Genomic DNA, 19,496 nt, shown 5'->3' on the forward strand with positions numbered 1-19,496 from the left:
TTTCACCGAGAGCGGCCGGACCGGATGATCGAGCTGATCCGCACGAACGACATCGTCCTCATCGGCTTCGCACAGTCGCTCCTCGAGGGCGCCGACATCCCGGTGCTGGTGGCCGACAATCACATGAGCCTGATGGAGGGCTCGATCAGCGCCTTCCCGCGCCGGCTCCTCGTGCCGCACGATCACGCCCGGCAGGCCCGCCGGCTGCTGACTGATGCGGGGCTCGCCCACGAGCTGCGGCCGTGACATCCGAGCCCGGGCCCGACGCCTTCCTGGGGGGGCGCCTGCGGCTCCTGCAGCCCCCGCGGGGGTCGCACCGAGCCGGTACGGACGCGGTGCTCCTGGCGAGCCTCCTCGGGCCGCTGGACGGGGCGGTAGTGTGCGACGTCGGGGCTGGCACCGGCGCGGTGGGCCTCGCCTGCGCGGCCCTCTGGCCCGATTGCCGGGCGTTGCTGGTAGAGCGGGAGGCCCCGCTCGCGGACCTCGCCCGGCGCAACGCGGCCGCGAACGGCCTCGGCGACCGGGTCACGGTGGTCGAGGCCGACGTGCTCGCCCCCGGTGCCGCGCGGCGGGCCGCCGGCCTCGCGCCGGACATGGCGGACGCGGTGCTGACGAACCCGCCCTATCACGACCACGGCCGGCACCGGCCATCACCGGTGGCCGGCAAGGCGACCGCCCACAGCTTTTGGGCCGGCGACCTCGGGGGCTGGATCCGGGCCTGCACGAGCCTCGTCCGCCCCGGCGGCCGGATCGGCCTGATCCACCGGGCCGATGCCCTGCCGGCCTGCCTCGACGTGCTGCGCGGGCGCTTCGGGGACCTTGCCGTGCGGCCGGTCCATCCCGGGCCCGAGCGGCCCGCGATCCGCGTGCTGATCTCCGGCGCGAAGGGGAGCCGGGCCCCCCTTCGCCTGCTGCCGCCCCTCGTCCTGCACGGCGCGGACGGCCGCTTCACACCGGAGGCCGAGGCGCTGCACCGCGGCGCGACGCCCTGAGGCGATCCGCGCCGCGGCTCCGATCAGTACAAGGGACGCCAGCCGAAATGGCGGCGGTAGTAGGGACGGTGCCAGCCATAGTGCCGCCGGTAGAAGTGGCGGCGGTAGTAGGGGCGCCGATAGCCCCAGTGCCGGCGGTAATAGGGGCGGCGGTAATAGACCGGGCGCCGCCAGTAGTGACGCCGCCAGCCGTAGTGCCGGCGCCAGCCGTAATGGCGGCGGCGCCAGTGCACCTGGGTCGCCAGGGCGCCGGGCTCCGCCTGGGCCGCCGCCGCGGACATCGGCAGCGGTGCCGCGTTCGCGACGGCGCCGAGGCCGATCAGGCCCCCGAGCATGCCGATCGCGACGATCATCCAACGTAGGGAACGCATGGTGTCGGTCTCCTCCCAGGGTGTCTGCCGCACCCTGCCTCGTGGACCGGTGCGCGGCCGCCCGACGCGGCGTGCGCGGGGCCTCAGAGTCCTTCTAGGGCGCACGGCCGCGCTTGGAATGGCCAACCCGGCCCCCGCCATGGCATGAAGCGGGGGCACGGCGCGGACCGCCGCGAGGCGGACTACGCAGGGCCGGGCGGCCGGCCGATCTGCTGCGTTTTCAGAACCCCTGGACAGGATCATCCCGACGATGCCCCTCGCGATACCGGCCCCCCTGCGCGCGCTGCTGCCACGCCGGTTCCGGGAGAAGCGTCCGCGGGTCGCCGTCGTGCGGCTCAGCGGCGCGATCGGCGCCGTGTCGCCGCTGCGCCCGGGCCTGTCGATCGGCACCGTGGCGGGCAGCCTGGAGCGCGCCTTCACGATGCCGGGCGCGGTGGGTGTCGCGATCGTGATCAACTCGCCGGGCGGCGCGCCGGCCCAGTCGCACCTGATCCACCGGCGCATCCGCGCCCTCGCCGAGGAGAAGTCGCTCCCCGTCATCGCCTTCGTGGAGGATGTGGCCGCGTCCGGCGGCTACATGATCGCCTGCGCGGCGGACGAGATCGTGGCCGACCCGACCTCGGTGGTCGGCTCCATCGGCGTCGTCTCGGCGGGGTTCGGCTTCGACAAGCTGATCGAGCGGATCGGCGTCGAGCGCCGCGTCCACACGCAGGGCGAGGCCAAGGCGATGCTCGATCCGTTCCGCCCGGAGGATCCGGCGGACGTAGAGCGCCTCAAGCGCATCCAGGCCGACGTCCAGGAGCTGTTCACGGGGCTCGTCACGGCGCGCCGCCCGAAGCTCGCGGCCGACGAAAACCTGTTCACCGGGGCTGTCTGGACCGGGCGGCAGGCCGTCCCGCTCGGCCTCGTCGACGCCCTGGGTGATATCCGCTCGACGCTGCGGGCGCGCTTCGGCGAGAAGGTGGACCTGCGCCTCGTCGCCGAGGCGAAGGGCTCGTTCATTGCGCGCCTGCTCCGGCGCTCGGCCCCGGGTGGCATCGGTCTCGGAGCGGGTCTTGGGGGAGGCCTTGCCGACGACCTGATCGGCGCGGTGGCCGAGCGCGCCGCCTGGGCGCGCTATGGCCTGTAACGGCTTGGGCGCGGAAGGCTCAGCGCGGAACCTGGCAGCCGCCGGCCGGCGCGGCGTAGCCCGCGTAGACCACGCGGACCTTGCGGGCGCAGCTCTCGGGCATCGCGGGGGCGGCGACGGGCGCGACCTCGACGGGGAGCACGGCGACCGGCATCGCCACGGCCGACTTGTCCTCGGACGTGGCGAGCGCCTTGCCGACGCCCATCACGAGGGGAGTGGCGACGAGCGAGGTCGCCACGAGGGCCGCGAACACTGTGAGATCCTTGCGCATGACTGGTCTTCCGAAGGCTTCGGCCGCGTCGGGGCGGCCCGCATGTCCCTGATTGCTGCTTAAACTTGGCCGTGGGCTTAGCAGTTCCCGATCTGGGCTAAAATGCGGCGGAAATACGTGCGCACTCGCACCCGCCCCTTCGCTTGACACCTCGGCCCGCCCTCTTAAACGCTCCGGCGCCGACCATTCCGCCCGACGAGGACCCTGCGACCGATGCCGAGCGATGCCGACCTCGCGCCTCAAACCTCGTTCCAGGGGCTGATCCTCACGCTGCAGCGCTTCTGGGCCGCGCAGGGCTGCGTGATCCTGCAGCCCTACGACATGGAGGTGGGCGCGGGCACCTTCCACCCGGCCACGACCCTCCGCGCCCTCGGGCCGAAGCCCTGGAAGGCCGCCTACGTGCAGCCCTCGCGGCGCCCCAAGGACGGGCGCTACGGCGAGAACCCCAACCGGCTGCAGCACTATTACCAGTTCCAGGTCATCCTGAAGCCGAACCCCGAGAACCTGCAGGAGCTCTACCTCGCCTCGCTCGCCGCGATCGGCGTCGACCTGAGGCTCCACGACATCCGCTTCGTCGAGGACGACTGGGAGAGCCCGACGCTGGGCGCCTGGGGCCTCGGCTGGGAATGCTGGTGCGACGGCATGGAGGTGAGCCAGTTCACCTACTTCCAGCAGGTGGCGGGCTTCGAGTGTGCGCCGGTGGCGGGCGAGCTGACCTACGGCCTGGAGCGGCTCGCCATGTACGTGCAGGGCGTCGAGAACGTCTACGACCTGAACTTCAACGGCGGCACCGGCGCGGACAAGGTCACCTACGGCGACGTCTTCCTGCAATCCGAGCAGGAATACTCGCGCCACAACTTCGAGGCGGCCGACACCGCCATGCTGTTCCGCCAGTTCACCGACGCCGAGGCGGCGTGCGAGGCCTACCTGGCGGCCGGCGCCCCCGCGGCCGAGGGCGAGCGCCACCGGATGGCGCAGCCGGCCTACGACCAGTGCATCAAGGCGAGCCACGTCTTCAACCTGCTCGACGCGCGCGGCGTCATCTCGGTCACCGAGCGGCAGAGCTACATCCTGCGGGTGCGCGAGCTCGCGAAGGCCTGCGGGGCGGCCTACCTGCGGACCGAGGGCGGCGGGCACGCCGCCTGAGGCGGGCCACCCGCCGGCCCGCCTCGACACCGCCCGGCCGGACTCCTAAACGAGGCCGGCCGCTCCGACGCCCCCTGCCGCGGCCGTCCCCCCCGGGACCTGCCGCCGGACCCCCGAGCCATGCCCGACCTCCTCCTCGAACTGCGCTCCGAAGAGATCCCCGCTCGCATGCAGCGCCGCGCGGCGGAGGACCTGCGCAAGCTCGTCACCGATGCGTTGGTCGAGCGCGGCTTCCTCTACGAGGGCGCCAAGGCCTTCGCGACGCCCCGGCGCCTCGCGCTCCACGTCGCCGGGCTGCCGGCCCGCGGCGAGGCGGTGCGGGAGGAGCGCCGCGGCCCCCGCGTCGGCGCCCCCGAGGCCGCCGTGCAGGGCTTCCTCAAGAGCGCCGGCCTCGCGAGCCTCGCGGAGGCCACCACCGTCACCGACCCCAAGAAGGGTGAGTTCTACCTCGCGGTGATCGAGCGGCCCGGCCGCGAGACCCTCGACGTGCTGGCCGAGATCCTGCCCGGGATCATCCGCAGCTTCCCATGGCCGAAGGCGATGCGCTGGGGCGCGGCGTCCGCGCGGCCCGGGGCGCTGCGCTGGGTGCGGCCCCTGCAATCCATCGTCGCGACCTTCGGCCCCGAGACCGAAACGCCCGACGTGGTGCCCTTCGCGGTCGACGGGATCGCGGCCGGCACCACCACCTACGGCCACCGCTTCCTCGCGCCCGAGCCCATCGAGGTGCGCCGCTTCGACGACTACGTGCAGAGCCTGGAGCGCGCCAAGGTCGTGCTCGACGCCGACCGGCGCAAGGACATCATCCTGCACGATGCCCGGGACCTCGCCTTCGCGCAGGGCCTCGACCTCGTGGAGGACGAGGGGCTCCTGGAGGAGGTCGCCGGCCTCGTGGAATGGCCGGTGGTGCTCATGGGCTCCTTCGACGCGCGCTTCCTCGACATCCCCGCCGAGGCGATCCGCGCCACGATCCGGGCGAACCAGAAGTGCTTCGTGCTGCGCAAGGGCGGCTCCGAGGCGCTGGCGCCGGCCTTCCTCCTCGTCTCGAACCTCGTGGCGAGCGACGGCGGCGTGGCGATCACCGCCGGCAACGAGCGCGTGGTGCGCGCGCGCCTCTCCGACGCGACGTTCTTCTGGGAGACCGACAAGGCGGTGCGCCTGGAAGACCGGCTGCCGAAGCTCGACAGCATCGTGTTCCACGAGAGGCTCGGGACGCAGGGCGAGCGGGTGGCGCGGATCGCGGCGTTCGCCCGCGAGATCGCGCCGCTGGTCGGCGCCGACCCGGACCTCGCCGCGCGCGCGGCCCGCCTCGCCAAGGCCGACCTCGTCACCGAGATGGTCGGCGAGTTCCCCGAGCTGCAGGGGCTGATGGGGCGCACATACGCGGGCTTGCAGGGCGAGCACGCGAGCGTCGCGGCGGCGATCGAGGAGCATTACAAGCCGCTCGGGCCGTCTGACCGCGTGCCGAGCGATCCGGTCTCGGTCGCCGTCGCGCTCGCCGACAAGCTCGACACGCTCACGAGCTTCTGGCTGATCGATGAAAAGCCGACCGGCAGCAAGGACCCGTTCGCGCTCCGACGCGCGGCCCTCGGCGTGATCCGCCTCATCCTGGACGGACAGCGGCTGCCCTTGGTTTCCCTGCTCGACGGGCATGTCGCTCCGGTCGTCGATGCAATCAGGGCGACTGAATCGACGCGAGGCGCCGGTGTGGGTGCGCGGGACCACCTCAGCGCGACGAGCGAGACGGCCTGGGGCGGCAGACGCGTTCAGCGCAGCAGCCTCGACCTCCTCGCCTTCATCGCGGACCGCCTCAAGGTCTACCTGCGCGACCAGGGCGCGCGCCACGACCTGATCGACGCCGTCTTCGCCCTGCCCGGCCAGGACGACCTGCTGATGGTGGTGCGTCGCGTGGAGGCGCTCGGCCGCTTCCTCGACACCGACGACGGGCGCAACCTCCTCGCCGGCTACAAGCGCGCCGCCAACATCCTGCGCATCGAGGAGAAGAAGGACGGGCGCGCCTACGACGCCGAGCCCGACGCGGCGCTGATCGCGTCGTCCGGCCAGCCCGAGGAGCGGGCGCTGGCGGCGTCCCTGGCGACCGCCCGCGAGGCGGCCTCCGCGGCCGTCGCGGCAGAGGATTTCGAGGGGGCCATGCGGGCGCTCTCCGCACTTCGCGCACCGGTGGACGCCTTCTTCGAGGCGGTGACGGTCAACGCCGACGACCCGGCCCTCCGCGCCAACCGCCTCGCCCTCCTCAACGCACTGCGCGCCGCGACGCGCGAGGTGGCGGATTTCTCGCGGATCGAGGGGTAGGCGCGGTCAACGCCGCATCGTTCCCCGCCCCAATCCCGTCATTCCGGGGCGCCGCAGGCGAGCCCGGAATCCAGAGCCGCCGACGATGCCTCGTTCTGCCAGCTCGGCGGCTCTGGATCCCGGGCTCCGCTGCGCGGCCCCGGGATGACGGCGTTGCTGGCTGAACGGGGGTGGCCCTAGCAAAACCCCGGACCGCATCTGGACATCAGTCCTATTCGGCGATCCTCTGCGCGAACTGTCAAACCGAATCGGGTCAGCCCCGTGCCGTTCGCCGTCTACATCCTCGCGAGCCGGAGGCACGGCACCCTCTACATCGGCGTCACGCGCGACCTCGCCCGCCGCATGCACGAGCATCGCACTGGGGCAACGCCTGGCTTCGCGACGCGGTACGGCGTGCAGCGCCTCGTCTGGTATGAAACCTACGACCGAGCGGTCGAGGCGATCCAGCGCGAGAAGTCCCTGAAGACATGGCGGCGCGACTGGAAGCTTCGATTGATCGAGGAGGCGAACCCCGACTGGTCCGACCTCCACCCGAACCTCGGCCCGTGGTGAGCGGGCTCAGAACCAGCCCTTCACCTTGAAGTACAAGGCGGGGATCAGCGCGCTGACCACGATCAGCGCGAGGCCGTAGGGGTAGCCCCAGGCCCAGTCGAGCTCCGGCATGTGCTTGAAGTTCATGCCGTAGATCGAGGCGAGCAGCGTCGGCGGCACGCCGATCGCCGAGACCACGGTGAGCACGCGGAAGACGTTGTTCTGCTCGATGTTGATGAGGCCGAGCGCCGCGTCGAGGAGGAACTGCACGTTCTCCGAGAGCCGCGTCTCGAACTCCTCGAGCGACTCGATGTCCCGCCGGATCGTCTCGAAGCGCGAGGCCGCCTCCTCCTGCCGGAGGATGCCGTCGCATTCGGAGGCCACGAAGGGGACGATCCGCTGCAGGCCGAGCAGGCTGGAGCGGATTTTGCCGAGCGCCTTGCCGCGCCGGGCGATGCCCCGGAGGATGCGGCGGAGCGCGAGGTCCCGGCGGCGGGGCGGCGGCTTGGCGTCCGTGACCCCGTTGCGGGGCTTCGCCCGCACGTCGAAGTCGAAGATCCGGGTCGAGAGTCCGTCGAGATCGGCGCCCATGTCCTCCAGCGCGTCCGCGAGGCTGTCCACCAGTTCCTCGACGAGCAGCAGGAAGATCTCGGTGCTGTTCTGAGCCGGGCCGTCCCCCTCGGCGATTCGCCGCTTCACCTCCGCGAAGGCCCGCAGGTCGTGGAAGCGCACCGTGACGAGGTGGTCCTTGGTCAGCACGAAGCCCAGCGGCTTCAGGCTCGAATCGGCCTGCTCGAAGGTGATCATCGGCGTCGAGACCGACAGGTTCGCCTTGGCGCGGCGCAGGCGGCTCGAACTCTCGACTTCGCTTAGCGCCTGGCGGGTCGGGACGCGGATCCCGGTCGCCGCCTCGGCGCGGCGCGCCTCTTCGGCGTCGGGATCTTCGAGGTCGATCCAGATCGCGTCGGTCGGGATCGCGGCTGGGTCGGAGCCGTGCCCGACCGCGCCCTCGGCACCGTGGAGGCTGAGCATGGTGAGGGGGTCCGTGGTGGGTTCGCGTTCGGGAAGGGACGTGTCGATCAAGGTCGCGCAAGGGGGTGCGGCACCCTTGACTCGGAAAGGCCGTCCGCCTATCTCGCCGCCAGCGTTAGCACTCCTCTGGAGGGAGTGCTAACAGCCGGGGTTCGGATGCGGCTTCGGCCGCATCAAGCCATCTCGAATTCGAAAAGCAAGAGGGCAGCTCATGAAGTTCCGTCCGCTGCACGACCGTGTCGTCGTCCGCCGCATCGAGGGCGAGGAGAAGACCAAGGGCGGCATCATCATTCCGGACACCGCCAAGGAGAAGCCGCAAGAGGGCGAGATCGTCGCCGTCGGTCCCGGCGCCCGCGACGAAGCCGGCCGGGTGAACCCGCTCGACGTGAAGGCCGGCGACCGGGTGCTCTTCGGCAAGTGGTCCGGCACCGAGGTCAAGATCGACGGTCAGGATCTCCTGATCATGAAGGAGTCCGACATCATGGGCGTCGTCGCCTGAGGCGCGCCCCGGACGCCTCAGCGCGCCCGCACCCGCATTCGTCCGCTCCCGGTCGCTGCCCCTCCCGGGCACCCGGAGCACTCACCACCGCAATCTGAGGACCCCTGCACATGGCAGCCAAAGACGTACGTTTCTCGTCCGACGCCCGTGAGAAGATGCTCCGCGGCGTCGACATCCTCGCGGACGCCGTCAAGGTCACGCTCGGCCCGAAGGGCCGCAACGTCGTGATCGAGAAGTCGTTCGGCGCCCCCCGCATCACCAAGGACGGCGTCACCGTCGCCAAGGAGATCGAGCTCGCCGACAAGTTCGAGAACATGGGCGCCCAGATGGTGCGCGAAGTGGCCTCGAAGACCAACGACATCGCCGGCGACGGCACCACCACCGCCACCGTGCTGGCCCAGGCGATCGTCCGCGAGGGCGCCAAGTACGTCGCCGCCGGCATGAACCCGATGGACCTGAAGCGCGGCATCGACCTCGCGACCCAGGCCGCCGTCAAGGACATCACCGGCCGCGCCAAGAAGGTCGCCTCGTCGGAGGAGGTCGCCCAGGTCGGGACGATCTCGTCGAACGGCGACAAGGAAATCGGCGACATGATCGCCCACGCCATGCAGAAGGTGGGCAACGAGGGCGTGATCACGGTCGAGGAGGCGAAGACCGCCGAGACCGAGCTCGACGTCGTCGAGGGCATGCAGTTCGACCGCGGCTACCTCTCGCCGTACTTCATCACCAACGCCGAGAAGATGGTCGCCGAGCTCGACGATCCCTACATCCTCATCCACGAGAAGAAGCTCTCGTCGCTCCAGGCGATGCTCCCGGTCCTCGAGGCCGTGGTGCAGACCGGCAAGCCGCTGCTCATCATCGCCGAGGACATCGAGGGCGAGGCGCTCGCCACCCTCGTTGTGAACAAGCTCCGCGGCGGCCTCAAGGTCGCGGCCGTGAAGGCGCCGGGCTTCGGCGACCGTCGCAAGGCCATGCTCGAGGACATCGCGATCCTGACCTCCGGTCAGATGATCGCCGAGGACCTCGGCATCAAGCTCGAGAACGTGACCCTGCCGATGCTCGGCCGCGCCAAGCGCGTCCGCATCGAGAAGGAGAACACCACGATCATCGACGGTTCGGGCGAGAAGTCCGACATCGAGGCCCGCGTGGGGCAGATCAAGGCGCAGATCGAGGAGACCACCTCGGACTACGACCGTGAAAAGCTCCAGGAGCGCCTGGCCAAGCTCGCGGGCGGCGTCGCGGTGATCCGCGTCGGCGGCGCGACCGAGGTCGAGGTCAAGGAGAAGAAGGACCGCGTCGACGACGCCCTCAACGCCACCCGCGCGGCGGTCGAGGAAGGCATCGTCCCCGGCGGCGGCACCGCTCTCCTCCGCGCCAAGAAGGCGGTCGCTGGCCTGTCCAACGACAACGCCGACGTGGCGGCCGGCATCAAGATCGTGCTGAAGGCGCTCGAGGCCCCGATCCGCCAGATCGCCCAGAACGCGGGCGTCGAGGGTTCGATCGTGGTCGGCAAGATCTCCGACAACACCGGCTCCGAGACCTACGGCTTCAACGCCCAGACCGAGGAGTACGTCGACATGATCCAGGCCGGCATCGTCGACCCGGCCAAGGTCGTGCGCACCGCCCTGCAGGACGCGGCGTCGGTCGCCGGTCTCCTCGTCACCACCGAGGCGATGGTCGCGGACGCTCCCAAGAAGGAGAGCGCGGCTCCGGCGATGCCGGGCGGCGGCGGCATGGGCGGCATGGACTTCTAAGTCCACCACCCGGGCCAAGGATCGGAAGGGGTCGCCGCGAGGCGGCCCCTTTCGCGTTCCGGGTGTCCGCACCGGCCCTTCGCAACGGCCGCCGGAGGCCCCATAAGGCTCGGATGAGCCCCCTCGCCCGCCTGTTCGGCCGCCGCGCCGACCCGAACCCGGCCCAGAACCCCCTCCCCCTTCCGCGGGGCTACGCGGTGTGCGGCGCGCCGCGCTCGGGCAGCAACTACTTCTGCGAGCTCCTGGGAAGCACCGGCGCGCTCGGCCGGCCGCGGGAATACTTCAACGGGGCCACGCGCCGCCGCTACGACGACCCCGACTACCCGGACGATCCGGCCCTCCAGGCGCAGCGGATCCTGACGCTCGGCGCCACGCCGAACGGCATCTACGCGCTGAAGCTGTTCCCGGGCCTGTTCGATACGGTCTCGCCGCATATCCGGCTGACCGAGGTCCTGCCGAACCTCAGCTTCGTCCGGCTCAGGCGCCTCGATGTCCTGGGGCAGGCCCTGTCCTGGGTCCGCTCGATGCAGTCGCAGCAGTTCCGCTCGACCGAAGAGGCGAAGGGCGAGATCCGCTACGACCCGGAGGCGATCGAGACCTATCTGGGGCAGGTCTGCCAGCGCAACGCCCGCTGGGACATGTTCTTCGCCCGCACCGGCATCGCGCCCGTCGAGGTGCTCTACGAGGATCTCGCCCGCGACCCGCAGGCGGCGGTCGACCGCGTCTCGCACGCCCTCGGGCTCGCGGACCGGCCCGCCATCGCGCCCGGCGCGGTGAAGCTGCAGGTGCAGCGCGACGCGGCGAGCCGCGACTGGCGCGAGCGGTTCATCGCGGAGCGCGGCGACCCGAACCGCATGGATTCCCCCGACCGCCTCGCCGTCACGCTCTGAGGCGTTGGCCGGACGACGGGCGCGGGCGGCTCAGCCCGCCCGGCGGCCGCAGCGGACGTAGGCGGCGCTGCCCTTGGCGCTCGTCCAGGTGAGGCGGTCGCCCTCGACCACGAGGCGGACCTGCGAGGTCCAGCGGCGTCCGCGGTCGTTGCACTCCGCCGCGACCACCCAGGCGTTCCCGGTCCGGTGCCCGTCGTGGAAGCTGCAGCTCGTCCGGCCGGCGCGAGCGCCCTCCGGCGTGATGGTGGCGGGCAGGTAGCCCTTGCGCCGGGAGCGCGCCCCGCAGGCGGCGCTGGTGGGCCCCCAGGTGCCGACGTAATCGGCCCGCTCGCTCCGGGGCGCGGTCTGGCCGGCTTCCACGGCCTCGGCGGACGGCAGCACGACGTCGCGGACCGGCGGCACCGGCACGCTGCGCGGCTCCTCGGCGAGGATCGCGGGCGCCGGGGCCGCGGGCGGGGCGGCCTTGGGCCGGAGCACCTCGGGCGGGATCGCGAAGGACGGCAGGTCGCTCGAACCGCTCTCGAGGAGGTCCGCCGCGGCGTTGCGCTGCGGCGGCTCGTCGGTGAGGAAGATCGCGCTGTAGCTCAGGAAGGCGCCCCAGCCGGTGGCCAGGACGAGGAGGAGGCCGAGCCAGGGGCGGGACGAGGCGCGCCGCGCCGACGGATCGTCGTCCGCCGGGCCGGCCTCACCGGCACCGATCAGGGTCGGGTCCATTCCCAGCGCGACCGTCATGCCCCCCAGTCCCCCGTCTCTGTCAGCGGCCGAAAATCCCCTTCAGGAACTGCGCGGTGCGGTTGCGCTTCTTCTTCCGCTCCAGTTCCGCGGCATCCTTGAGCCACGCCACCTGCACCACCCGGCGCTCGCCCTCGAACGGCTCGTGGCCGTGCCAGGAATTGTCGGCCCGCAGGAACGCGAACATCGTGCCCATGGTGGGGGGCACCTCGACCGCGAAGGGCGCGTAGTTCTTGCCGTCGTAGAGCACGCGCAGGCGTCCGGCCGCCGGCGCGTCCCAGGCGTCGTTCATGTAGACGAGGAGCGTCAGCACCTTCGACGGGCCGTCCGTGTGGATTGAGCCGTACTTCAGCTGCGAGCGCTTCATGATGGTGGTGAGGCGCGGGCAGGAGACGAGGTCGACGCCGAACTTCTCGCCGAGGATCGCCGAGAAGGCGTCGCTCTCCAGCTCGTCGATCAGCGCCTTGAAGCGGCCCTTGAGCGCCACCTCGTCGACGGTGAGGTAGCCGGGCTTGTCGATGGCGGGGAAGTCGCGGCGGATGTCGGAGATCGCATCCTCACGCAGCACATCCTTGCCGAGGGCGAACGCGTAGGGGTCGCGGCTGAGGGGTGCGGCGCGCACTGCCTCGACATCGAGAATCGAGAGGCCGGACATCGATCGGGATCCTGCAGTCGTGAAGGTTGTCCGCGCGACGGCCAACCGATTCCGTTCCGCTTTGACGGAACAGTAACGGTTCCTGTGACGCAGGGAACCTCTAAATCCGTGGATTGCGGCGGAGCCGCGGCGAACACGTCACGGTGGGGATGGGAATTTTCCGGATGTGCCCGCGATGACGCGGTTCGCGACCGAGGCCCCTTCCCGGCGCGGCTGGAAACTGCCATGCTTCAAGTCCCCGCCACGGTAGAGTTTTCCCCCTCCGCGATGAGACGCGCCGCCCTGGCCCTCCTGCTCAGCGTCCTGGCGCTGCCGGCACTGGGGCAACCCCGAACGGCGAGCCCGCGGATGACCTGCCAGGAGGCGATGGACCTCGTGCGGCGCGAGGGCTCCGTGACGCTGAGCCTCGGCCGTGCCCCGCCCGAGCGCTTCGTGCGGGACCGCAGCTTCTGCGAGCTCACGGAGATCGCCGAGCTGCGCTTCGTCCCGACCCGCGACAACCCGGAATGCCCGATCGGCTACCGCTGCAAGGAGCCGGCCTTCGAGGACTGGGACTGGCAGTAGGCGCATCGTCGCAGGGGAGCGTCCGCCCCGGCGGCCGGAGCGGGCGCGCCCGAACCTGACGGAAATTTCACGCGACAAGCGCCCGCGGGTGCCACTATCTGGCCACGACCCGGGGCCAGAGCCGCGGGAGCGCGGCCCCGTCGGGATCCCGCGTCGACGACCTTCAGCCGGGAGACGCGCGTGGCGGCATTCAGGAGCGGGCTCGGCCTACAGGCCGCCCTCACCGCGGTCTTCGCCCTCGTGCTGCTGCTCGCCCCGGGCGTGCCCGCGCCCCCGCTCTACGTGTCGCTCGCGGGCTTCGCGATGGCCGGCATCCTGCTCGCGTCTGCCAATCTCTCCGCCTACCTGAAAGTCTTCATCTCGGTCTACGGCATCGGCTACCTGCTGCTCGCGGGCTCGAAGACAGCGGCCGCGATGGGCCTGCTGCCGCCCGTGGTCGCCGCGCTGCTGCCGCCCGCCTTCTCGGCCACCGGCGCCGTGGTGTTCGCCGCGATCGTGCTCGGGATCTCCTACCTCAAGCCCATCCGCGACATCACTCTGATCGCCGACCCCTACTTCGCGAACCGCGACGCGCCGACCAAGGAGATCGGCATGTTCCGCTGGTTTGGTAAGACGGAGGGCCAGATCGGCCAGCGCCTCGTCGCGCTCTCCATCTTCGTGAACTTCGCCGACGTCGCCCTGACCCTGCGCTTCAACTTCTGGTACCGCGACGCCTACAATGCCATCCAGGAATACAATATCGACGCCTTCTGGTACCAGGTCGTGTGGGTGTTCGTGCCGCTCGCGGTGATGAACGTCTGCATCGGCATGTTCGACCTGTTCGTCGACCAGTCCCTCCACATCCGCTGGCGCACCTGGCTGACCCATAGCTTCTACGAGCGCTGGCTCGGCCACGGCACCCACTTCCGCATCCCCTTCACGGGCGAGCACGCCGACAACCCGGATCAGCGCATCCAGGCCGACGTGAACGCCTTCATCGCGCAGACGGCGAGCCTGTCGATCCGGCTGCTCAGCCAGGCGGCGCAGCTCGTCTCCTTCATGGTGATCCTCTGGACGCTGTCGCGCGACTTCGTCCTGCCCTTCACGGACTCCGTGGTCCCGGGCTTCCTCGTCTGGCTCGTGGTCGCCTACGCGGTGGTCGGCACCTGGCTCGCGCACCTGATCGGGCGCCCGCTCATCGGCCTCGACTTCCGCCAGGAGAAGGTCGAGGCGGATTTCCGCTTCTCGCTTGCCCGCTCGCGCATCTACAGCGAGCAGATCGCGCTGCTGCGCGGCGAGCGCGCCGAGAGCGTGCGGCTCGCGAGCCTCTTCCACGCGGTGGTCGAGAACTACATCGACATCATCTTCCGGCGCATCAAGCTCATCGCCTTCTCGTTCAGCTACAACCAGGCGAGCACGATCGTGCCCCTGGTGGTCGCCGCGCCCTCGTACTTCGCCAAGAAGATCACCTTCGGCGCCCTGCAGCAGACCGTGAACGCCTTCTCGAACGTGCAGTCGTCGCTGTCGTTCTTCATCAACGCCTACACGACGCTCGCGGCCTACAAGGCGAACACCAACCGCCTCGCCTCCTTCAAGCGCGCCATGACGAAGGCCGAGGCGCTGTCGAGCGCCGGCTACGGCCTCGTCCAGGGCAACGAGACGACGACCGACGTCACCGCGACCGGTCTCGCCATCGGCCTGCCGGACGGACGCGAGATCGTGCACGCCGACCGCATCGCGATCCCGAGGGGGCCAGCGACCCTCGTCACCGGCCCGTCGGGCTCGGGCAAGTCGACCCTGTTCCGGGCGATCGCCGGCATCTGGCCCTTCGGCAAGGGTCGCGTCGACGTGCCGGCCGGCCAATCGGCCCTGGTGCTGCCGCAGCGGCCCTACATCCCCCTCGGCACGCTGCGCGGCGCGGTCTCCTATCCGAACACCACCGACCAGTTCACGGACGAGGCGATCCGCGAGGCGCTGGTGGCGGCCCAGCTTCCGCAACTCGCCGACCGCCTGGACGAGGTCGATGCCTGGGACCAGCGCCTCTCCGGGGGCGAGCAGCAGCGCCTCGCCATCGCCCGTGCGGTCCTGGCGAAGCCCGACTGGCTGTTCCTCGACGAATCGACCGCCGCCCTCGACGAGCCGAGCGAGGCCAACATCTACCGGATGCTGCGCGAGCGGCTTCCGAACACAACGATCGTCTCGATCGGACACCGCTCCACGCTCCTCGAGCACCACGAGCGCCGCCTCGACATGAAGCCCGCCGGCGACGGCCGCTTCGTGCCGACCGACCTGCGCCCCGCGGTGCCGGCGGAGTAGCCGCCGCGCCGGGGTCGCGACCCCGGGGTCGGCCACAGGGGCGTCAGGCAGCCAAAGACGGCGGGGCGGCGTCCTGGCGTGCCGCGCAGGTCGCCGCGCAGGCCCGGGCGAGCGCGTCGGTCGCATCGACCAGGGCCGCGCGCAGCGGCCCCTCGACGGCCTCCAGCGCCACGGGGATCTCGGTGCAGGCCATCACGACCCGCCGGCACCCGGCCGCGACCAGCGCCTCGGCCTCCCGCCGCAGGATATCGGCCGCCGCGGCGGGCGCGCCTCCCTTCACGTAGCGGATCGCCCGCATCACCGCGGCCTGGCCGGCGGCATCGGGGATGCGGCACGCGAGGCCGCGGACGGCGAGGCGGTCCTGGTAGAGGCGGGTCGCGACGGTGGCGCTCGTCGCAAGCACCCCGACAGGGCCGGGACCCTGGCCCGCGAGTTCATCCGCCACGGCATCCACGATGTGCAGGATCGGCAGCGGCGTGCCGGCCTGCAGGGCCGCGTGCCAGTGGTGGGCGGTGTTGCAGGGCATGGCGATGCAGCGTGCGCCCGCCGCCTCCAGTCGGCGCAGGGCCTCGCGCATCGCCGGGAGCGGATCAGCCCCCTCCCCCAGGATCGCGGCGGTCCGGTCGGGAATGTTCGCGGCCGAGCAGACGATCACCGGCAGGTGATCCTGGTCACGGGCCGCGGGCGTGTTCCGGACGAGCTTGCCCATGAAGTCCACCGTCGCCATCGGACCCATCCCGCCGAGCACACCGAGCATCGCCGCCTCCCGTTCCGCCGGGACGTTGCGCCCGGCTAGGCGGCCGGTCCAATGCCGTTTCGGTCGAGCCCATTCGGATCCTGCATCGCGTCCGCCGCCACGGCCTCCGCCGCCTGCCAGACCGCCGCAACCGAGGCCCGGCTATGGGCGGCGTTCCGATAAAGACGCACCGCGAGCGGCACCGGCTCGCCCGCCGCGATCAGGCGTCCCTCGGCGAGATCCCGCGCCACGAGGCTGCGCGGGAGCCACGCCGAGCCGTGGCCCTCCAGCACCATGCACCGCAGCGCCTCCGCCATGGCGTTCTCGTTGGTGTGGACGATCGCCGCCGGCTGGCCGCCGTCCTGCGCGGACTGCGCGACGCGGCCGAGGAAGGACTCCCGCGGGTAGGCGAGGAGCGGCAGGGGTGCGGATCCCGACTGCGCGGCGGTTCGCACGGGCAACAGGCTGTCGGACCCGATCACCCGGTGCGGGAACTGCGCCGGGTCGAGCAGGATCGGCACGCTCGGATGGTGGAAGGTCAGCAGGAAATCGTAGCCGCCCTCCGCGACGGCCTGGATGCAGCCGTGGAAGTCGCCCGGGAGCAGGCGGCTGCTCAGGGGCCCGGTCCGCGCCTCGATGCGCGCGAGCCAGCGCGGAAAGAAGGTCAGCGCGAGGGTGTGGAGGGCGGCGACCGCCACGGTCCGCGTGCTCGGCCGGGCGCTCGCCTGCAGGGCGGCGCGGCTGCCGTGCAGCATGTGGATGGCCTCTTCGGCGGTCTCACGGAAGGCCCGCCCCTCCGCCGTGAGGGTCGTCGGGTAGGTGCTCCGATCGATCAGCGACACGCCAAGCCAGGCCTCCAGGGCCTGGATGCGCCGGCTGAACGCGGATTGCGTGACGAGGCGCTCCGCGGCGGAGCGCGAGAAGCTGCCGGTCCGGGCGAGGCTGGCGAAGTCCTCGAGCCACTTCAGCTCCATGGCGCCTGCGGCCTAGCGGCGGCGACGCGCGGTCGGCCCGATCACGCCCGGCGGAGCGCCGAGGCCGCGCTCGCCGCCCTGCGTATCGCCGCGACGTCCGGCTCGCCGGCGGGCACCACCCAGCTTCCGCCGACGCAGAGCACGGAGGGGTGGGACAGCCAGTCCGGCGCCGTCGCCTCGCTGATGCCGCCCGTGGGGCAGAACCGAACCTGGCCGAAGGGAGCGGCCAGCGCCTTCAGGGCCTTCAGCCCGCCCGCCGCCTCGGCCGGGAAGAACTTGAAGCGGTCGAGCCCGTGATCGAGCCCGCGCATGATGTCGGCTGCGCTGGCGACGCCCGGCAGGTAGGGCACGCCGCGCTTGAGCGCCGCCTCGGTGAGCGGCGCCGTGAGCCCCGGGCTGACGATGAAGCGGGCGCCGGCGTCGAGCGCCGCGTCGAGGTCGCGGGCGTTCAGCACCGTTCCGGCCCCCACCACCGCCCCCTCGACCCGCGCCATCGCCCGGATCACGTCGAGGGCCGCGGGCGTGCGCAGCGTCACTTCGAGGGCGGTGAGGCCACCCTCCACCAGGGCGCGGGCGATCGGCTCGGCATGGCCCACATCCTCGATCACCAGCACGGGGATCACGGGGACGGAGCGCATCAGCGCGTCGATGGAGGCCATCTTCGGTTTCCTTCCTGGCTGCTGATCTCAGAGGCCCGCGCCGGCGAGCATCGCCGAGGCGCCCTGCTCGGCGCCGTCCGCCCCGTGCCGCATGAACGCGAACAGCTCGCGGCCCGTGCCGGAACCCGGCGGAGGCGCCGGGGGCACCTCGCGCGCGGCGAGCTCGGCCTCGTCCACCAGCACTTCGAGGATGCCGTCCTCGGCGCTCAGGCGCACGATGTCGCCGTCCCGGATCTTGGCGATCACCCCGCCGCCCAGGGCTTCGGGGCTGAGGTGGATCGCGGCCGGAACCTTGCCGGAGGCGCCCGACATCCGGCCATCCGTCACCAGCGCCACCCGGTGGCCCCGATCCTGGAGGACGCCGAGGGGCGGCGTCAGCTTGTGCAGCTCCGGCATCCCGTTGGCCCGCGGGCCCTGGAAGCGCACGACCACCACCACGTCCTGTTCGAGTTCGCCTGCCTTGAAGGCCTGCAGGACGGCGTCCTGGTCGGAGAAGACGCGGGCGGGCGCCTCGATCGTCCGGCGATGGGGCTCGACGGCGCTGGTCTTGAAGGTGGCGCGGCCGAGATTGCCCCGCACGAGGCGCATGCCGCCATCGGGCTGGAAGGGTGCGGCGGGCCGGCGCAGCATCGCGTCGTCCAGGCTCTCCGGCACCGCATCCTCGAAGACGAGGTCCTCGCCCGCGAGCCTGGGGTCGCGGGCGTGGTCGCGCAGGCGGCTCCCCGCGACGGTGAGGATGTCGTCGTGCAGGAGGCCCGCCTCGATCAGCGCCGCGATCACGAAGCTCATGCCGCCGGCCGCGTGGAAGTGGTTCACGTCCCCGGAGCCGTTCGGGTAGACGCGGGCGATGAGCGGGACAGCGCTGGAGAGCCGGTCGAAATCCTCCCAGTCGAGGACGATGCCCGCCGCACGCGCGATGGCCGGCAGATGGATCGCGTGGTTCGTGGAGCCGCCGGTGGCGAGGAGGCCGACTACCGCGTTGACGATCGCCTTCTCGTCGACGCAGTGGCCAAGGGGCCGGTAGTCGTTCCCGTCGGCCCCGATCTCGGTGAGGCGGTGGATCGCGGCGCGGGTCACCGCCTGGCGGAGCTTCGTGCCCGGGTTGATGAACGAGGCGCCCGGCATGTGCAGGCCCATCACGTCCATCATCATCTGGTTGGAGTTGGCGGTGCCGTAGAAGGTGCAGGTGCCCGCGCCGTGATACGAGGCCGACTCGGATTCGAGCAGCTCCTCGCGGCCGACCTTGCCCTCGGCGTAGAGCTGGCGGATGCGCTGCTTCTCCTTGTTGGCGAGCCCCGAGGGCATCGGGCCCGCGGGGATCAGGATCGTCGGCAGGTGGCCGAACCGGAGCGCGCCCATCAGCAGGCCCGGCACGATCTTGTCGCAGATGCCGAGGAGTGCGGCCCCGTCGAACATGCCGTGGCTGAGCGCAACCGCGGCCGAGAGCGCGATGGTGTCGCGCGAGAACAGGGACAGCTCCATGCCGCGCTGACCCTGGGTGACCCCGTCGCACATGGCCGGCGTGCCGCCCGCCACCTGCGCGGTGGCCCCCCGCTCCCGGGCGAAGAGCTTGATCTGCTCCGGATAGCGACCGTAGGGCTGATGGGCCGACAGCATGTCGTTGTAGGCCGTGACGATGCCGATGTTCATCGCGCGGCCCGAGCGGATGGCGGCCTTGTCCTCGCCGGCCGCCGCGAAGCCGTGGGCGAGGTTTCCGCAGGCGAGCTTGGGGCGATGCACGCCCTCGTCGCGCTCGCGGGCGATCAGGTCGAGATAGGCCTGCCGAGACGGCCGCGACCGCTCGATCACCCGCGCCGTCACGGCAGCGACCTCGGGATGAATCTCTGTCATGGACCGACCTCCCGCATGGGCGGCGCCGGGAGCGCCGCCGCGCCTGCAAACTTTCAATCCTTCTAAGGCGTCGGCCTCGCGTTGTAAACGTTTACAGCGCCGCTG

The 19,496-nt window shown here is 71.5% G+C and carries 20 protein-coding genes; 11 read left to right on the forward strand and 9 right to left on the reverse strand.

Features of this window, described 5'->3' with window-relative positions; genetic code table 11:
- Positions 1–24: 24 nt before the first annotated feature.
- Positions 25–246, forward strand: a complete 222-nt coding sequence (locus tag ACLBXP_RS04365) for a putative signal transducing protein (RefSeq protein ID WP_447666345.1) — start codon at positions 25–27, stop codon at positions 244–246.
- Positions 243–992, forward strand: coding sequence for a tRNA1(Val) (adenine(37)-N6)-methyltransferase (locus ACLBXP_RS04370; protein ID WP_447666346.1), 750 nt, complete (start codon positions 243–245; stop codon positions 990–992). The genes ACLBXP_RS04365 and ACLBXP_RS04370 overlap by 4 nt, the downstream gene beginning before the upstream one ends.
- A 23-nt stretch (positions 993–1,015) precedes the next feature.
- Here the strand turns inward: ACLBXP_RS04370 and ACLBXP_RS04375 are convergent, their stop codons facing one another.
- Complete coding sequence (locus ACLBXP_RS04375; protein WP_447666347.1) at positions 1,016–1,363, reverse strand: hypothetical protein; 348 nt, start codon at positions 1,361–1,363, stop codon at positions 1,016–1,018.
- Positions 1,364–1,613: 250 nt separating this feature from the next.
- Here ACLBXP_RS04375 and ACLBXP_RS04380 point away from each other — a divergent pair, with 250 nt between their 5' ends.
- The gene (locus ACLBXP_RS04380; RefSeq protein ID WP_447666348.1) at positions 1,614–2,492 is read left to right on the forward strand and encodes a S49 family peptidase; all 879 of its coding nucleotides are present in this window, start codon (positions 1,614–1,616) and stop codon (positions 2,490–2,492) included.
- Between the two features lie 19 nt (positions 2,493–2,511).
- On the opposite strand, the gene ACLBXP_RS04385 is transcribed toward ACLBXP_RS04380, so the two are convergent.
- On the reverse strand, positions 2,512–2,763 hold the full coding sequence (locus tag ACLBXP_RS04385; RefSeq protein ID WP_447666349.1) for a hypothetical protein: 252 nt from the start codon (positions 2,761–2,763) through the stop codon (positions 2,512–2,514).
- 213 nt (positions 2,764–2,976) lie between these two features.
- Here ACLBXP_RS04385 and ACLBXP_RS04390 point away from each other — a divergent pair, with 213 nt between their 5' ends.
- From ACLBXP_RS04390 to ACLBXP_RS04400, 3 genes are all read left to right on the forward strand, one after another.
- Positions 2,977–3,909, forward strand: a complete 933-nt coding sequence (locus ACLBXP_RS04390) for a glycine--tRNA ligase subunit alpha (protein WP_447666350.1) — start codon at positions 2,977–2,979, stop codon at positions 3,907–3,909.
- Between the two features lie 168 nt (positions 3,910–4,077).
- Positions 4,078–6,219 carry a glycine--tRNA ligase subunit beta gene (glyS, locus tag ACLBXP_RS04395; RefSeq protein ID WP_447666718.1) on the forward strand — a complete coding sequence of 714 codons (2,142 nt, stop codon included), beginning with the start codon at positions 4,078–4,080 and terminating at the stop codon, positions 6,217–6,219.
- A gap of 261 nt (positions 6,220–6,480) precedes the next feature.
- Entirely contained in the window at positions 6,481–6,771 is a 291-nt protein-coding gene (locus tag ACLBXP_RS04400; RefSeq protein WP_447666351.1) for a GIY-YIG nuclease family protein, read from the forward strand.
- Between the two features lie 6 nt (positions 6,772–6,777).
- On the opposite strand, the gene ACLBXP_RS04405 is transcribed toward ACLBXP_RS04400, so the two are convergent.
- Positions 6,778–7,782, reverse strand: a complete 1,005-nt coding sequence (locus tag ACLBXP_RS04405) for a magnesium transporter CorA family protein (RefSeq protein ID WP_447666352.1) — start codon at positions 7,780–7,782, stop codon at positions 6,778–6,780.
- A 211-nt stretch (positions 7,783–7,993) separates the two neighbouring features.
- Between ACLBXP_RS04405 and groES the strand changes: the two genes are divergently transcribed.
- The 3 genes from groES (at position 7,994) to ACLBXP_RS04420 (ending at position 10,925) form a co-directional block, all read left to right on the forward strand.
- On the forward strand, positions 7,994–8,281 hold the full coding sequence (groES, locus tag ACLBXP_RS04410; protein WP_018042554.1) for a co-chaperone GroES: 288 nt from the start codon (positions 7,994–7,996) through the stop codon (positions 8,279–8,281).
- A gap of 110 nt (positions 8,282–8,391) precedes the next feature.
- On the forward strand, positions 8,392–10,035 hold the full coding sequence (groL, locus tag ACLBXP_RS04415) for a chaperonin GroEL (RefSeq protein WP_447666353.1): 1,644 nt from the start codon (positions 8,392–8,394) through the stop codon (positions 10,033–10,035).
- Between the two features lie 113 nt (positions 10,036–10,148).
- Positions 10,149–10,925, forward strand: coding sequence for a Stf0 family sulfotransferase (locus ACLBXP_RS04420; protein ID WP_447666354.1), 777 nt, complete (start codon positions 10,149–10,151; stop codon positions 10,923–10,925).
- 30 nt (positions 10,926–10,955) lie between these two features.
- Here ACLBXP_RS04420 and ACLBXP_RS04425 read toward each other — a convergent pair whose 3' ends face one another.
- Together ACLBXP_RS04425 and ACLBXP_RS04430 are read right to left on the reverse strand one after the other, a co-directional pair.
- Positions 10,956–11,657: a hypothetical protein gene (locus ACLBXP_RS04425; RefSeq protein ID WP_447666355.1), complete on the reverse strand. Its 702-nt coding sequence runs from the start codon at positions 11,655–11,657 to the stop codon at positions 10,956–10,958.
- 22 nt (positions 11,658–11,679) lie between these two features.
- The gene (locus tag ACLBXP_RS04430) at positions 11,680–12,312 is read right to left on the reverse strand and encodes a 2OG-Fe(II) oxygenase (RefSeq protein ID WP_447666356.1); all 633 of its coding nucleotides are present in this window, start codon (positions 12,310–12,312) and stop codon (positions 11,680–11,682) included.
- Positions 12,313–12,579: 267 nt separating this feature from the next.
- Between ACLBXP_RS04430 and ACLBXP_RS04435 the strand changes: the two genes are divergently transcribed.
- Complete coding sequence (locus ACLBXP_RS04435; protein ID WP_447666357.1) at positions 12,580–12,876, forward strand: hypothetical protein; 297 nt, start codon at positions 12,580–12,582, stop codon at positions 12,874–12,876.
- Between the two features lie 180 nt (positions 12,877–13,056).
- Positions 13,057–15,171, forward strand: coding sequence for an ABC transporter ATP-binding protein/permease (locus tag ACLBXP_RS04440; protein ID WP_447666358.1), 2,115 nt, complete (start codon positions 13,057–13,059; stop codon positions 15,169–15,171).
- A 43-nt stretch (positions 15,172–15,214) separates the two neighbouring features.
- Here ACLBXP_RS04440 and ACLBXP_RS04445 read toward each other — a convergent pair whose 3' ends face one another.
- The 4 genes from ACLBXP_RS04445 to edd are packed head-to-tail and all read right to left on the reverse strand — an operon-like array spanning position 15,215 to position 19,391.
- Positions 15,215–15,928 (reverse strand): aspartate/glutamate racemase family protein, encoded by a 714-nt coding sequence (locus ACLBXP_RS04445; RefSeq protein ID WP_447666359.1) that lies wholly within the window; start codon positions 15,926–15,928, stop codon positions 15,215–15,217.
- A 35-nt stretch (positions 15,929–15,963) separates the two neighbouring features.
- A complete protein-coding gene (locus tag ACLBXP_RS04450) occupies positions 15,964–16,881 on the reverse strand; it encodes a LysR family transcriptional regulator (RefSeq protein ID WP_447666360.1) in 918 nt (305 codons plus the stop codon).
- A gap of 41 nt (positions 16,882–16,922) precedes the next feature.
- Complete coding sequence (gene eda / locus ACLBXP_RS04455; protein WP_447666361.1) at positions 16,923–17,540, reverse strand: bifunctional 4-hydroxy-2-oxoglutarate aldolase/2-dehydro-3-deoxy-phosphogluconate aldolase; 618 nt, start codon at positions 17,538–17,540, stop codon at positions 16,923–16,925.
- Positions 17,541–17,567: 27 nt separating this feature from the next.
- Positions 17,568–19,391 (reverse strand): phosphogluconate dehydratase, encoded by a 1,824-nt coding sequence (gene edd, locus ACLBXP_RS04460; protein ID WP_447666362.1) that lies wholly within the window; start codon positions 19,389–19,391, stop codon positions 17,568–17,570.
- Between the last annotated feature and the right edge of the window lie 105 nt (positions 19,392–19,496).

The organism is Methylobacterium sp. A54F (assembly GCF_053346035.1).

Bases quoted from the DNA above. Each gene is read 5' to 3' on its own strand.
- ACLBXP_RS04420 (WP_447666354.1), top strand. From the start codon at position 10,149: ATGAGCCCCCTCGCCCGCCTGTTCGGCCGCCGCGCCGACCCGAACCCG.
- groES (WP_018042554.1), top strand. From the start codon at position 7,994: ATGAAGTTCCGTCCGCTGCACGACCGTGTCGTCGTCCGCCGCATCGAG.
- glyS (WP_447666718.1), top strand. From the start codon at position 4,078: ATGCAGCGCCGCGCGGCGGAGGACCTGCGCAAGCTCGTCACCGATGCG.
- ACLBXP_RS04450 (WP_447666360.1), bottom strand. From the start codon at position 16,881: ATGGAGCTGAAGTGGCTCGAGGACTTCGCCAGCCTCGCCCGGACCGGC.
- ACLBXP_RS04375 (WP_447666347.1), bottom strand. From the start codon at position 1,363: ATGCGTTCCCTACGTTGGATGATCGTCGCGATCGGCATGCTCGGGGGC.
- ACLBXP_RS04435 (WP_447666357.1), top strand. From the start codon at position 12,580: ATGAGACGCGCCGCCCTGGCCCTCCTGCTCAGCGTCCTGGCGCTGCCG.
- edd (WP_447666362.1), bottom strand. From the start codon at position 19,391: ATGACAGAGATTCATCCCGAGGTCGCTGCCGTGACGGCGCGGGTGATC.
- groL (WP_447666353.1), top strand. From the start codon at position 8,392: ATGGCAGCCAAAGACGTACGTTTCTCGTCCGACGCCCGTGAGAAGATG.
- ACLBXP_RS04385 (WP_447666349.1), bottom strand. From the start codon at position 2,763: ATGCGCAAGGATCTCACAGTGTTCGCGGCCCTCGTGGCGACCTCGCTC.
- ACLBXP_RS04380 (WP_447666348.1), top strand. From the start codon at position 1,614: ATGCCCCTCGCGATACCGGCCCCCCTGCGCGCGCTGCTGCCACGCCGG.
- ACLBXP_RS04445 (WP_447666359.1), bottom strand. From the start codon at position 15,928: ATGCTCGGTGTGCTCGGCGGGATGGGTCCGATGGCGACGGTGGACTTC.
- ACLBXP_RS04430 (WP_447666356.1), bottom strand. From the start codon at position 12,312: ATGTCCGGCCTCTCGATTCTCGATGTCGAGGCAGTGCGCGCCGCACCC.
- ACLBXP_RS04425 (WP_447666355.1), bottom strand. From the start codon at position 11,657: ATGACGGTCGCGCTGGGAATGGACCCGACCCTGATCGGTGCCGGTGAG.
- eda (WP_447666361.1), bottom strand. From the start codon at position 17,540: ATGGCCTCCATCGACGCGCTGATGCGCTCCGTCCCCGTGATCCCCGTG.
- ACLBXP_RS04390 (WP_447666350.1), top strand. From the start codon at position 2,977: ATGCCGAGCGATGCCGACCTCGCGCCTCAAACCTCGTTCCAGGGGCTG.
- ACLBXP_RS04365 (WP_447666345.1), top strand. From the start codon at position 25: ATGATCGAGCTGATCCGCACGAACGACATCGTCCTCATCGGCTTCGCA.
- ACLBXP_RS04405 (WP_447666352.1), bottom strand. From the start codon at position 7,782: ATGCTCAGCCTCCACGGTGCCGAGGGCGCGGTCGGGCACGGCTCCGAC.